Below are 11,493 nucleotides of genomic sequence, written 5' to 3'. Positions count from 1 at the left end.
CCCCGACCCCGGTGAACCACCCTCCCGAACGCCCTCCACAGAACACCAGTCCTCGAACACACAACCTGTGGACGAACACTCAGCAGGAAGCCGCCGACCGACGGCAGCCCGGAGACCGTGCGTCGAAGTAGCGGGCCTCCGGGACGATCGGCACGAGCTCCCTGGCGGTGCTGGTCTTGCCCGCGCCGAACGTCCCGTTCAGCCAGATGATCACTTCACCACGTCCAGTACGAACGGGCTTCGGACTTCCATTCCTGCGGGAAGTACTGGTGGATCTTGAACGCCATGCCCTTGCCGCGGGCGATGTACTGGTCGCGTTCGAGCCGTTTGACGATCGGCTTGCCCGGGCTGCCGTTGTTGTCGTGTAGTACGTCCCGTTGTCGCGCCATCCGTCCAGCATCAGCCAGTCTCCGCTGCGGACGAACTTCTCGGCGGACGCGCCTCCGCCGACGCGGTGGCGCGCCAGACCTCCAGCGCGTCGTCCAGTCGCCGGGCGCCCTTGTGGATGGCCTCGTGCTGCTCCTCCATGACGGCGACGAGCGCCTTCAGCTTCTCCGGCACCCGCTCCAGCAGGCGGGGCCACACGTGCGCGTCCTCTCCCGCGTGGTGCTGGTGCAGCACGCCGTTGATCAGGGCGACATGGCCGGCGACCAGCTCGACCCGCCGTGCGTCGCCGGCCGCCACGCCGCGTACGAGCCCCGGCATGGAGCCGAACTCGCGGCGGAACATGGTGTGCACGACGAACATGTCACTGGCGTCGGCCAAGGGGATGGGCATTCGTTCTCCTGGGAAGGTCGGAGGGCCGCCGGGGGTCGCGGCGGCCCTGAGGTATGGGGTCAGATGGCCCAGCGACCGCCGTCGACGTGCAGCGTCGTGCCGTGGATGAAGCTCGCCCGCGGCGAGGCCAGGAAGGCGATCGCCTCGGCGATCTCCAGCGGCGCCGCCGGACGCCCGGCGGGCAGGGTGCTCGCCAGCGCGACCAGCGCGTCGCCCATGGGAGCGGTGCCCTCGGTCTGCGTCGGCCCGGGGCTCACCGCGTTGACCCGCACCCCGCTCGGCCCGAACTCCGCCGCCCACGACTTCGTCAGCAGCGCGACCGCGGCCTTGCTGGACCCGTACAGGCTGTAGCCCGCGTGGCCGTACTCCGCCACCATCGTCGTCACGTTCACGATGGAGCCCTGGCCACGCTCGGCCATCCCGGGGGCCAGCTCGGCCACCAGGAAGAAGGGCGCCAGGACGTTGACGGCGTAGACGTCGTGGAAGTCCTGCTGGGTCATCTCGGCCGTCGGCGCGAACGGGTAGATGCCGGCGCTGTTGACCAGCACGTCCACCTTGCCGAGGATCTCGGTGGCGCTCCTGCCGAGGGCGCGGGCGGAGCGCTCGTCGCGCAGCGTCGCCGGCACGAAGTCGGCCCGGCCACCCTGCGCGCGGATGTCCTCGACGATCTGCTTGCCCTGCTGCTCGTCCCGGCCCGACAGCACCACGTGCGCGCCGAGCCGGGCCAGCACGTGCGCCGTCTCCCGCCCGATGCCCTTCGTGGCCCCGGTGATCAGGGCGCCCGTTCCCGACAACTCGTTCTCGGCCATTGTCTTCTCCCTCTCATGGATCGGTGTCGAGGGATGTAAGCCCCGCCTTCCGGGGGAACTTCCGGCCATTCCATAGCGCCGCCTTATGGCCGCCATCGCGAAAACCCGTATTTGGCACGGCACCACGTGGGAGAAGGCATGTAGCGGGCATAGGACGACCTGATGGCCACGCCGGAAGCGTCCAGCGCATCGGCCAAGTTATGTCGATAAATCGCCATTTATCGTGAATCAACCCCTGAGAGGGGTGTTCTCCTATGCAGTTCCACGGCCAGACCGCGCTCGTCACAGGCAGCACGTCCGGCATCGGCCGCGAGACCGCGCTCCTGCTCGCCGAGGAGGGCGCGTACGTGATCGTCTCCGGCCGCGACACCGCCAAGGGCGCGGGCACCGTCAACGCCATCGAGTCGGCCGGCGGCAAGGCCGCGTTCGTCGCCGCCGACCTCGGCGATCTGGAGTCGGTACGCCGGCTCGCCGACGCGGCGGGCGACGTCGACGTGCTGGTGAACAACGCCGGCGCCTTCCCGTTCGCGGCCACCCTCGACCAGGGCCTCGACACCTTCACCCAGATGCTCGACACCAACGTGCGCGGCACGTACTTCCTCACCCAGGCCGTCCTGCGGGGGATGGCGGCCAGGGGAGGAGGGGCCGTGGTGAGCGTCTCCAGCATCGCCGCCCTGAGCGGCATGGGCGGCACGTCCGTGTACGGCGCCTCCAAGGCCGCCGTCGACTCCTTCACCCGCACATGGGCGGTGGAGTTCGGGCGCAGCGGCGTCCGGGTCAACGCCGTCGCACCCGGCCACACGTACACCGAGAACGTGGTCGCCGGGATCGGCGAGGAGGAGTTCGCCAAGATGGGGGCGCGGGTCCCGCTGAGCCGCCTCGGCAGCGCCCGCGAGATCGCCGAGGCGATCGTCTTCCTCGCCTCACCCCGTGCCGCCTACATCACCGGCGTCACCCTCCCCGTGGACGGCGGTTTCATGGCCCTCGGCCTCGACTGACCGTTCAGGCCGAGGCGGGCGTACGGAACGACTCGATCATCGCCGCGTAGCCGTCGCCCCCACGCCCGCCCGCCACGGCCCGCTCGGCCAGCGCCTTGACGAACCGCGGCAGCTCGGCGTCGACCCCGAGGGCCTCGCTCTCCTCGACGACGTGCTCCATCGCGGCCAGGTGGGTGTCGATCGTCGAGTCGAGCACCGGATACGCCCCCTCGTCGATCTGCCGCGCGTACCCGTCCAGCCAGTCGCTCACCGTCGAGACGCCCTCCTTGGCGAGCGGGACGAACGCCGAGGCGTCCACCCCCGCCGCGCCGAGCAGGGCGGCGCCGTGCAGGAACCCGTTCAGGACGTTCCACATCAGGCTCAGCACGGCCACCTCGTGCAGCGCCGCCAGGCCGTGGTCGGCGCCGAGGTACGCCGTGCGGCCGGCGAGGCTTCTCAGGGCGGGTTCGTGCCGGTCGAAGGCCGCCTTGGGGCCGCTGTAGACGATGGTGGCCTGCGCCGTGCCGATGGTCGCGGGCACGGCCATGATCGCCCCGGCGAGGTACGCGCCGCCCCGCTTCGCCACCTGCTCGGCCGTGTCGCGGGCCGCCTGCGACGTGCCCGAGCTCAGGTTCACCAGCACCCGCCCTTCCAGGACGTCGCCCAGCGGCTCCACCAGCCCGTGCACGGCGTGCTGGTCGGAGACGCAGACGACCACGAGCGGACTGGCCGCGACCGCCTCATCGGCCGAGCCGGCGAGCCGCGCCCCCTGGGCGACCAGCTCGCCGGCCTTTCCCTCCGTACGGTTCCACACGGTCGTGGGGCGCCCGTCGCGCAGGAACGCCCCGGCCAGCGCCTGGCCCATCAGCCCGAGTCCGATGACCGTCACGGGTCCGGCGTCGAGATCGCGCATCGTGTCCTCCTCCAGGGGATGTGATGGCAGCATCCTCAACGTTCACACCGGTATGAAGGTCAAGGGAGAGCAGCGCATGCTCATCGGCGAGCTCAGCCGCAGGACCGGCGTCCACACCCACCAGCTGCGCTATTACGAGGCCCAGGGCCTGCTCGAACCCCGCCGCGCCGCCAGCGGCTACCGCGAGTACGCCGACGACGACGTCCTGACCGTGATCCAGATCAGGCGCCTGCTCGAAGCCGGGCTGTCCACCGAGGAGATCCGCTTCCTGCTGCCGTGCGCCACCGGCACGGCCCCCGACCTCGAGCCGTGCCCCGAGCTCCTGACCGCCCTCCGCGCCCGCCTGCGGGGCCTGGACGAGCACCTCGACACGCTCACCCGCACCCGACGCACCCTGCACGACTTCATCGCCGCCACCGAACGCCGGATCTCCCCGACCTGAGGCTCAGCCCCGGCCCAGCCCGGCCTGCCGCGCCATCTCGGCGGCCGCGGCCCGGTCGGGCGCGCCGATCCGGCGGGGGAGACGGGTCAGGTAGTTGCGCACGGTCTTGACGCTCAGGTGCAGGGTGGCCGCGATCCTCGCCGTCTCGTACGCGGCGGCGAGCAGGTCGAGCACGGCCCGCTCCCGCTCCGACAGGTGGGGGAACGCCGGCTCGTACCGGCCGTGCTCCAGCAGCCGCCGGCCTGCCCGGCAGGCAGGCGGCGCGGGCGACCGTACCGGAGGGGAGAAAGAGCGCGAGAGCCGCGGCGGCGACGAGGAAGGCGAGCCCGAGCAGCGCCTCGGAGATCAGCCCGACACCGGTGGAGTGGTCGGAGACGTCCCCCGCCATGACCCCGGCGACCACCGCCTCCGCCGCGACCAGCACCGCGGTCGCGGCGGCGACCGCGCTCCTCCCATGCCCGACGCCGGTCGTAGTGCTAACGGACACCGTGAAACCTCCTTGAGGGACCGATCAACCCCTCAAGCCTCGGTGTCCGGCCGTCCCGCGGTCATCACCCCGGCATCCCGACATCCCGACATCCAGGACGGACGTCCCGAGTCTTCGGGACCCCGTCAACGGCCGCCGGTGAGCTTCCTGTAGACCTCGAAGGCGTTGCGCTCGACCTGGTTGGAGAGGAGTTTGCCGTCGTCGCGGACGGCCCAGACGGCCGTGCCGGTCATCTCGACGGGCTGCCCGTCCGGCTCGGTGCCGAAGGCGCCGTTGTTACGGCCGGTGAGCCGCCACAGGGAACAGACGCGGGAGCCGTCGTGGTTCTCGAACGACTCGACCACCTCGAACGTCAGGTCGCGGAACCCGGCGCCGAACCCCTTGGCCCACTCCTTGAAGGCGGCACGGGACTCGACGCGGTCTCCTCCCGAGATGAGGACGAAGTCCTCGGCGACGAGCTCGTCGATGGCGTCCCAGTCCTGCGCCTGCCAGACCCGTGCCCAGAACTCGTGCACCACGTCGATCCCGGTGCGCGTCACCATCTCGGACTTCTCATGAGAGCCGTCCTTGACACCCATGACATACATGAAATCCGCCTTTAACAGCGGTGTCAAACATGCCGATCGCTCCGGAAGAGCACCGTGCGCATCCCCAGGGAACGGGCGGGAGCGAGGTTGACCGGCCGATCGTCGACGAACACCACGTCGCCGCGTCATTGCTCAGGCACGCCGGCTCCAGCCGTCACCGGCGGCCCGGATGTCCTGTTCCGGCGCCGCACACCCCTCCGCACGGAGATAAGGGACGAGCACGCGCCCCTGAACATCCCCGTCCTGGTACAGGACCCCCATCGCGTCGCGACCACCTTCACTCGCCCCACCCCTGCCATCCTGCCCGCTGCTCCCTCCCGCGCCCAGGCCGAGCGACGGGGTGCCGCGGGACACACCAGCGGCGCCGCTCCCACCCACAGCCGGACAACAGGACTACCTTGAGATGTCACAGAGCGTGATCATGGGTGACGATCTCTTCAGGGGGTTCCGATGGTGGGTGGCCGCCACATGCACGGTGTCATCGCGGCGCTGCTTCCGCTGGGGTTGTTCGCGGGCCCGGCCAGGCCCCCTCAGCCGCCGGCGAAAACCCCCGTCGTGCTGTTCCCCGCGTTCCACTTCACCAAGCTCCTGGTGAGCGTACGCGACCAGAGGACCGCGCCCGGCTGCCCGCGCTCGGGCACCTTCCAGGACTGGTTCCAGAACGACCAGCCGAGCAGGTTCAGCCAGGTCTGCCAGGACAAGCTGCTCACGCTGCGTTACCGCCACGACCCGTCGGTGCCGATGCCGGCGCGCTTCTCCGAGCAGCCCGGCGTCACCGTCGAGATCATGGACTACGGCAGCACCGGCAGCGCGCCGTACTACCAGGCGATGTATCGCAGGCTGGAGGAGGCCGGATACAAGCGGGACAAGGACATCCGGGTCGCCGGGTACGACGCCCGGCTCACCCCCGACATGGGCGGCTTCCTCGAGCGAACCCGCGAACTCATCGAGGAGACCTACCGCGACAACGGCGACCGGCCGGTGCACCTGGTCGGCCACTCCAACGGCCCGCTGTACGCGCAGTACCTGCTCACGCACTCCAGCCAGGCGTGGCGCGACAGGTACATCCACGGTTTCACCCCGATCGCGGGCAACATGCCGGGGCAGGGCTCGATGTACTCGCTGATGTTCACCGGCCAGAACGTCCGTGACTTCGGCTACCCCACGACCAGGGCGAACGCGCGCAGCAGCGCGCTGATGTACCAGAGCGCCCCCTCGACCTACATGAGCGCCGCCGACCCGGCGGTCTTCGGCGACCGCGAGGTGGTCGTCCACGACTCCTCGACGGGCCGCTCGTACACCCCGCGCGACTACCCGCGCCTGTTCGCCGACGCCAGGCTGCGCACGGCCAGGCGGCTCGCCGACCACTACATCGGCTTCGTCAAGTTCGCCGACCGCCGGTCGTTCCCGAACGTCGACGTCTACGGGGAGCGGGGCTCCGGCCTGCCGACGAACGTCGGCGCCCGGCTGGAGAACCTGGCCATCGGGCAGATCGCCGACCCCGACCGGTTCATCTACCGGGGCGGCGACGGCAACCAGGAGGACATCACCAACACCGCCATCCTGGTCTGGCGGGCCATGCGCTGCCACCGTTTCAGCCTGACCGACAACCCGGGCGTGAACCACGGCGCGCTGCCCACCGACCCCGCGCTGCTCGACCGCCTGGTGACCAACCTGGAACGCCCCCGCACCCGCTGCTCCTAACCGTCGATCCAGTCACCGCCTCACCGGCGGCGTTCAGTCGACACGGGTGTCGTATGCCTCGCGATTGGAGAGCACCTCGTCCATGTGCGCCTCGGCCCATTCCTTGACGCCGCGCATGAGGTCGTGGAGCGAGAGGCCGAGCTCGGTCAGCTCGTAGGTGACGGTGACCGGCACGGTCGGCGTCACGGTGCGGGTGATCAGGCCGTCGCGCTCCAGGGAGCGCAGCGTCTGGGTGAGCATCTTCTGGCTGATCCCGGCCAGCCGGCGGGCCAGCTCGGAGTAGCGCATCGACCGCGGCTCGCCGACGCCGTCGGCCCCGGGACGGTGCGGGCCGTCGCTGCCGAGCGCGGCCAGGACCAGCGCGACCCACTTGTCGGAGATCCGGTCGAGCAGCCGGCGACTGGGGCAGCCCGCCAGGAACGCGTCGTAGTCGAGCTTGGCCTGTGCCCGCTGCTGGGCCGCCGTCATCGTCGGCATCGACCGCTCCTTCCTACCGAGGGGTGACCTACGCACTTCGAAGTGCGTACTTCCCATTGGAGAGTAACCCTTCCAGGGTGGTGCAGCACAACCACCCGATACAAGGAGCGTCACCATGGGCAGCTCTACCTTCCGCACCGCCGTCGTCCGCGTCCCGGGCGGACCCGACTCGATCGAGATCATCGACGTTCCCCTCGTCGAGCCCGGGCCCGGCGAGGTCCGGGTCCAGATCGCCGCCGCGCCGGTCAACCCCGTGGACCTCGGGGTCGCGCGCGGCCTCTTCCACACCATGGGGCTGATCGACCAGCCCGAACGCACCGGCCTGGGCTGGGACTTCGCCGGCACCGTCGTCGCCACCGGCCCCGGCGTGGACCTGGCCGCCGGCACCCGGGTCGCCGGCCTGGTGAGCGGCTTCGACCGCGACTTCGGCACCTACGCCGAGCAGCTCGTCGCATCGGCCGCCGACCTCGCCGTCGTTCCCGACGGGCTGGACCTGGTCACGGCGTCGACGGTGCCCCTCAACGGGCTGGCCGCCGTTCAACTCCTCGACCTGCTCGGCGACGCGCCCGCCGACGGCAACCGGCTGCTGGTGACCGGCGCGGCCGGCGCGGTCGGAGGGTACGTCGCCGCGCTCGCGCCCGACCGCGGCTGGCAGGTGACCGGCCTGGCCAGGGCCGAGGACGAGCAGTTCGTACGCGGCCTCGGCGCCGAGTTCACCACGGACGCCGAGCCGGGCTGGGACGCGGTCGCCGACGGTGCGGCGCTGCAGGAGCGGGGCCTTGCCCTCGTCCGCGACGGCGGGGCCTTCGTCGGCGTCCAGCCGAGCGCCAAGCCGGCCTCGGAACGTGGGATCACCGTGGCCGTCGTGGTGGCGCACCCCGACGGCCCTCGACTGGGCGGCCTGCTCGCCCGTACCGCGTCCGGCGAGCTGCCGGCCCGGGTGCACGCGAGCATGCCGCTCGACGACGTCGCCCACGCCCACCGGGCCATGGCCAAGGGCGGCGTACGCGGTCGCTACGTGCTCAAGCCCTGACCAGCGCCGCACACCTCACCCAGATCAGACTTCGCCCACCGTTGTGCACCGAATGGAGAGAACATCATGTGGACAGCCGGTTTCCGCAGCGCGGTGATCAGCCCCTACGAGCACATCCAGCTCACCGAACCACGCGGCTTCGCCGACCAGACCCTGCGTCAGGCGCTCCACATGGCCGGGGGAGGAGAACTCCTCCGCGTACGCCTGACGAACCGCTACGGCCGCACGCCCTTGACCATCGCCGCCGCATCGGCCGCCACCGACCGCGGGCGGGCCACCCTCACCTTCGACGGCGCCGAGAGCCTCACCATCCCACCAGGGGAGGAAGCCGTCAGCGACCCGGCCCACCTGCCCGTCAACCCCGGCGCCGACCTGCACCTCAGCCTCTACCTCCCCGAGCCGACGGGCCTGGCCACCTACTCCCACAGACCCATGCAGACCGCCCACATAGCCCGCGGCAACCACGTCACCTCTCCCACCCTCCCCGAGGCCGAGCAGGCCGACGCCAGGTTCTACGTCTCAGGCGTCGACGTGCTCGCCCCGGACGACACCGCGATCGCCGTGGCGTTCGGCGACTCCTGGTTCGAAGGAGTCGGCTCCACCACCGGAGCCGACAACCGCTCCGTGGACTTCCTCAACCGCCGCCTCCAGCACGGATGGGTCGTCAACCAGGGCATCTCCGGAAACCGCCTGCTGAAGGACGAGGTCGGCGAGCACGCCCTGGCCCGCTTCGACCGTGACGTCCTCTCGATCCCGGGCGTCACCCACGTGCTGGTGCACTTCGGCATCAACGACCTCGGCCTGCCCGGCCTCTCCGGCGAGCCCCCCGCCACCGCCGACGCCCTCATCGAGGGCTTCACGACCCTGGCGCACCGCGCCCACCAGGCCGGACTGAAGATCCTCGCCGCCACCATCGGCCCCTTCGCCGGCGCCGTCCACCCCGGGATCAGCACCCCCGAGGGCCTCGCCACCCGACGCCAGGTGAACGACTGGATTCGCACCACCGACACCTTCGACGCCGTCTTCGACGTGGCCCGAGCCGTCGAGAACCCCGAAGCCCCCGACCACATCCACCCCACCCTCGACGTCGGCGACGGCATGCACCTCAACGACAAAGGCGCCCAAGCCATGGCCGACGCTGTAGACCTGCGAACCCTCACCCTCCGGCGTGCTTGAGGGCCGCTTCACGCCGCTGGCATTGCCATACCCGCCTCTACTTCCTACGCTACGTCGTAAATACGAAAGAACGTAGGAGAGTGCCGTGAGCGAGGACAGACTCGCCGATCTCGAGCGCCGGATCGCCCGGCTGGAAAACCGGTTGGACGCCGCCGACCCCCCACCACGCCCGCCGGACTCGCCATCCCTGATGAAGGTGCTCGCCCAGATGCGCCGCCAGGCGGAGACGAAGGACGAGCTCGGGACGGTGGGCTACGTCGGAGCCGCACTGTTGACCAGCGGCGAGAACCTCTGGACAAGGGAGGTCTCCCTCGCCGAGCTGCTGTCGGCCGACTGGACGCCGGCCGCCGACCTCCTGGAGTCCCTCGCCAGCCGGCCCCGGCTGGAGCTGCTCGGCACACTCATCCGCCGCGGCCGGTGCAGCTCTGCCGAGCTGCAGGAGTCCCTCGGCGGAGACGGCGAGCAGACCACCAGCGGCCAGCTCTATCACCACCTGCGCGCACTGCAGAGCGCCAGGCTGATCATCCAACGGCGGCGCGGCGAGTACGAGTGCGCACCCCAGGCCGTGGGGACGATCCTCACCATCCTCGGCGCCGCCCACACCCTGGCCACCGACCCCCCGATCGGCCCACCCGTCGATCTCCCCGACCCGGAATGACTGCAGTCGATCGGGACGAGCGGACGGCCGGCGACGAGTACGGCCGGAGCGCCTGCGGTGTCACGGGCGAGCATGAACGCGAAAGCCGCCGGTGCGCTCGCCGCGGCGATGACCACCGAAGCGGCAGCTGCGCCCCACGACTTCGCCGTAGGGCGCAGCGCCTACTCGTCGTCGTCGCTCACAGGGGTGGTGCACTGCTTGCAGCGCTGCCGGTTCTTGAGCTGGCGCAGTGCGATGACCGTACCGGGGATACTGCCGATCAGCCCGAGGAGACTGGCGAGGTCGCCGGCACTTTCGATGAACTCCTGCATCGAGTGGAAGCCCTCCACGTTGGCCTACCTCAGCCGGTAGGGGCTCCCTGAGGAGACCGCCGGCTTCGAGGCCCCCCAGACGGTTCCAGCGTAACCCAGTCGAGGCCGATCCGCCGAGACGCACTTCGCCCGAGATCACGAACGACGCCACCGAACTCGCGAACCGCAGTCGGACATCAAAAAGGCCACTCCCGATCTTCGGAAATGGCCTCTGAACTAGGTGGGGCTACCAGGACTTGAACCTGGGACCTCTTCCTTATCAGGGAAGCGCTCTAACCGTCTGAGCTATAGCCCCGCACGCACACCGAACGTTATCGCATCCGCCCCTTTGAGGCGAACCGGTTGCTCGGACGAAGAAAAGCTTACCGCCTCTGGCAGGCTGCTCGCGCCGTACCGCCATCTCGTACGGCGCGAGCGGCCCGGCCTACTCGGCCTCGCTGAAGGTCACCTCGACGCCGCCGACCAGGTCGGAGGCGATGTTGTAGATGACCGAGCCCAGTGTGGCCAGAGCGGTGATCAGCACGACGTTCACCGCCCCGATCAGGGCCGTGTAGCCGAGGATGCGCACCGGCTCGAACCACGAGGCGATGTCGATCGGGATGGAGTTCTGGCCGCCCTCACCCTGTCCGAGCTGGTTGACCAGGTCGACGACCGAGTCGAACACGCCCAGGGCCGACAGCACGCCGTACAGGACGGCGACCGCCACGAACAGCACCACGAAGCAGACCAGGGAGACCACGAAGCTGAACTTCATGGCCGACCACGGCTCGACGCGGCGCAGGACCAGATGGGCCTTGCGGGGGAGCCGGTTGCCCCCGCCGCCGGACGACTTCTTCTTCGGCAGTTCGACGGCCGGCGGGGCCTCGGTGGCCAGCGACGGACGCATGCGCACCGTTTCGTTGCCGTCGTGCTGGGGCCCAGGAGGCGGACCCTGAGGCGGCCCGTGCTGGGGTGCCGCCTGCTGCGGCGGGCCCGGCGGCCTGGGCCTGTTGCCGTCCTCCTGAGGCGCGGCCGGCCTGCCCGGACCGGGCTTGGCGTCCTTGCCTTCGTCAACCGCGTCGAACATCTCGGTTTCCGCGGGCTTCTGCGGCTGCTTCCCGTTACCGGAAGCGCCGGAAGCCTTCGTCCTGGCGGAGCCACCC

The 11,493-nt window shown here is 70.4% G+C and carries 16 protein-coding genes and 1 tRNA gene; 6 read left to right on the top strand and 11 right to left on the bottom strand.

Annotated features, from left to right (window positions below; all coding sequences use genetic code 11):
* Positions 1 to 79: 79 nt before the first annotated feature.
* From C1J01_RS51330 to C1J01_RS20680, 4 genes are read right to left on the bottom strand one after another with little or no spacing between them, the layout of a single operon-like run.
* On the bottom strand, positions 80 to 214 hold the full coding sequence (locus C1J01_RS51330) for a P-loop NTPase family protein (RefSeq protein WP_220040008.1): 135 nt from the start codon (positions 212 to 214) through the stop codon (positions 80 to 82).
* Between the two features lies 1 nt (position 215).
* Entirely contained in the window at positions 216 to 389 is a 174-nt protein-coding gene (locus C1J01_RS49955) for a hypothetical protein (RefSeq protein WP_181448876.1), read from the bottom strand.
* A 10-nt stretch (positions 390 to 399) separates the two neighbouring features.
* On the bottom strand, positions 400 to 777 hold the full coding sequence (locus C1J01_RS20685) for a hemerythrin domain-containing protein (RefSeq protein WP_111180631.1): 378 nt from the start codon (positions 775 to 777) through the stop codon (positions 400 to 402).
* 59 nt (positions 778 to 836) lie between these two features.
* Entirely contained in the window at positions 837 to 1,586 is a 750-nt protein-coding gene (locus C1J01_RS20680) for an SDR family NAD(P)-dependent oxidoreductase (protein ID WP_111180630.1), read from the bottom strand.
* A 254-nt stretch (positions 1,587 to 1,840) separates the two neighbouring features.
* Between C1J01_RS20680 and C1J01_RS20675 the strand changes: the two genes are divergently transcribed.
* Complete coding sequence (locus tag C1J01_RS20675) at positions 1,841 to 2,584, top strand: SDR family NAD(P)-dependent oxidoreductase (protein ID WP_111180629.1); 744 nt, start codon at positions 1,841 to 1,843, stop codon at positions 2,582 to 2,584.
* A gap of 4 nt (positions 2,585 to 2,588) precedes the next feature.
* Here C1J01_RS20675 and C1J01_RS20670 read toward each other — a convergent pair whose 3' ends face one another.
* A complete protein-coding gene (locus C1J01_RS20670; RefSeq protein ID WP_111180628.1) occupies positions 2,589 to 3,476 on the bottom strand; it encodes an NAD(P)-dependent oxidoreductase in 888 nt (295 codons plus the stop codon).
* A gap of 52 nt (positions 3,477 to 3,528) precedes the next feature.
* Between C1J01_RS20670 and C1J01_RS20665 the strand changes: the two genes are divergently transcribed.
* A complete protein-coding gene (locus tag C1J01_RS20665) occupies positions 3,529 to 3,918 on the top strand; it encodes a MerR family transcriptional regulator (protein ID WP_438943122.1) in 390 nt (129 codons plus the stop codon).
* 3 nt (positions 3,919 to 3,921) lie between these two features.
* On the opposite strand, the gene C1J01_RS20660 is transcribed toward C1J01_RS20665, so the two are convergent.
* A complete protein-coding gene (locus C1J01_RS20660) occupies positions 3,922 to 4,113 on the bottom strand; it encodes a LuxR C-terminal-related transcriptional regulator (RefSeq protein ID WP_268958731.1) in 192 nt (63 codons plus the stop codon).
* 417 nt (positions 4,114 to 4,530) lie between these two features.
* Positions 4,531 to 4,983, bottom strand: coding sequence for an ester cyclase (locus C1J01_RS20655; protein WP_220040007.1), 453 nt, complete (start codon positions 4,981 to 4,983; stop codon positions 4,531 to 4,533).
* Positions 4,984 to 5,460: 477 nt separating this feature from the next.
* Between C1J01_RS20655 and C1J01_RS20650 the strand changes: the two genes are divergently transcribed.
* Positions 5,461 to 6,696 (top strand): lipase/acyltransferase domain-containing protein, encoded by a 1,236-nt coding sequence (locus C1J01_RS20650; RefSeq protein ID WP_181448874.1) that lies wholly within the window; start codon positions 5,461 to 5,463, stop codon positions 6,694 to 6,696.
* A gap of 33 nt (positions 6,697 to 6,729) precedes the next feature.
* Here C1J01_RS20650 and C1J01_RS20645 read toward each other — a convergent pair whose 3' ends face one another.
* Positions 6,730 to 7,173, bottom strand: coding sequence for a winged helix-turn-helix transcriptional regulator (locus C1J01_RS20645; RefSeq protein ID WP_111180625.1), 444 nt, complete (start codon positions 7,171 to 7,173; stop codon positions 6,730 to 6,732).
* A 115-nt stretch (positions 7,174 to 7,288) separates the two neighbouring features.
* On the opposite strand from C1J01_RS20645, the gene C1J01_RS20640 reads away from it, so the two are divergent.
* The 3 genes from C1J01_RS20640 to C1J01_RS20630 all read left to right on the top strand — a co-directional run bounded on the left by C1J01_RS20640 (position 7,289) and on the right by C1J01_RS20630 (position 10,040).
* Complete coding sequence (locus C1J01_RS20640; protein WP_111180624.1) at positions 7,289 to 8,206, top strand: NADP-dependent oxidoreductase; 918 nt, start codon at positions 7,289 to 7,291, stop codon at positions 8,204 to 8,206.
* A 66-nt stretch (positions 8,207 to 8,272) separates the two neighbouring features.
* On the top strand, positions 8,273 to 9,382 hold the full coding sequence (locus tag C1J01_RS20635) for an SGNH/GDSL hydrolase family protein (RefSeq protein WP_111180623.1): 1,110 nt from the start codon (positions 8,273 to 8,275) through the stop codon (positions 9,380 to 9,382).
* 85 nt (positions 9,383 to 9,467) lie between these two features.
* Positions 9,468 to 10,040: a winged helix-turn-helix domain-containing protein gene (locus C1J01_RS20630; protein ID WP_111180622.1), complete on the top strand. Its 573-nt coding sequence runs from the start codon at positions 9,468 to 9,470 to the stop codon at positions 10,038 to 10,040.
* A 161-nt stretch (positions 10,041 to 10,201) separates the two neighbouring features.
* Here C1J01_RS20630 and C1J01_RS49950 read toward each other — a convergent pair whose 3' ends face one another.
* The 3 genes from C1J01_RS49950 to C1J01_RS20620 form a co-directional block, all read right to left on the bottom strand.
* The gene (locus C1J01_RS49950) at positions 10,202 to 10,369 is read right to left on the bottom strand and encodes a hypothetical protein (protein WP_181448873.1); all 168 of its coding nucleotides are present in this window, start codon (positions 10,367 to 10,369) and stop codon (positions 10,202 to 10,204) included.
* Positions 10,370 to 10,572: 203 nt separating this feature from the next.
* Positions 10,573 to 10,646, bottom strand: a tRNA-Ile gene (locus C1J01_RS20625).
* Between the two features lie 129 nt (positions 10,647 to 10,775).
* On the bottom strand, positions 10,776 to 11,417 hold the full coding sequence (locus tag C1J01_RS20620; RefSeq protein WP_235854564.1) for a DUF3566 domain-containing protein: 642 nt from the start codon (positions 11,415 to 11,417) through the stop codon (positions 10,776 to 10,778).
* Positions 11,418 to 11,493 lie beyond the last annotated feature (76 nt).

It is taken from the genome of Nonomuraea aridisoli, assembly GCF_003236395.1.
Lineage (GTDB): Bacteria > Actinomycetota > Actinomycetes > Streptosporangiales > Streptosporangiaceae > Nonomuraea > Nonomuraea aridisoli.
This window is presented reverse-complemented; position numbering and strand designations above follow the sequence as displayed.

Excerpts from the sequence above, each read along its gene's own strand:
- C1J01_RS49955 (WP_181448876.1), bottom strand. The coding sequence starts at position 389 with ATGGCGCGACAACGGGACGTACTACACGACAACAACGGCAGCCCGGGC.
- C1J01_RS20665 (WP_438943122.1), top strand. The coding sequence starts at position 3,529 with ATGAAGGTCAAGGGAGAGCAGCGCATGCTCATCGGCGAGCTCAGCCGC.
- C1J01_RS20645 (WP_111180625.1), bottom strand. The coding sequence starts at position 7,173 with ATGCCGACGATGACGGCGGCCCAGCAGCGGGCACAGGCCAAGCTCGAC.
- C1J01_RS20675 (WP_111180629.1), top strand. The coding sequence starts at position 1,841 with ATGCAGTTCCACGGCCAGACCGCGCTCGTCACAGGCAGCACGTCCGGC.
- C1J01_RS20620 (WP_235854564.1), bottom strand. The coding sequence starts at position 11,417 with ATGTTCGACGCGGTTGACGAAGGCAAGGACGCCAAGCCCGGTCCGGGC.
- C1J01_RS20680 (WP_111180630.1), bottom strand. The coding sequence starts at position 1,586 with ATGGCCGAGAACGAGTTGTCGGGAACGGGCGCCCTGATCACCGGGGCC.
- C1J01_RS20635 (WP_111180623.1), top strand. The coding sequence starts at position 8,273 with ATGTGGACAGCCGGTTTCCGCAGCGCGGTGATCAGCCCCTACGAGCAC.
- C1J01_RS20670 (WP_111180628.1), bottom strand. The coding sequence starts at position 3,476 with ATGCGCGATCTCGACGCCGGACCCGTGACGGTCATCGGACTCGGGCTG.
- C1J01_RS20650 (WP_181448874.1), top strand. The coding sequence starts at position 5,461 with ATGCACGGTGTCATCGCGGCGCTGCTTCCGCTGGGGTTGTTCGCGGGC.
- C1J01_RS20640 (WP_111180624.1), top strand. The coding sequence starts at position 7,289 with ATGGGCAGCTCTACCTTCCGCACCGCCGTCGTCCGCGTCCCGGGCGGA.
- C1J01_RS20655 (WP_220040007.1), bottom strand. The coding sequence starts at position 4,983 with ATGGGTGTCAAGGACGGCTCTCATGAGAAGTCCGAGATGGTGACGCGC.
- C1J01_RS20685 (WP_111180631.1), bottom strand. The coding sequence starts at position 777 with ATGCCCATCCCCTTGGCCGACGCCAGTGACATGTTCGTCGTGCACACC.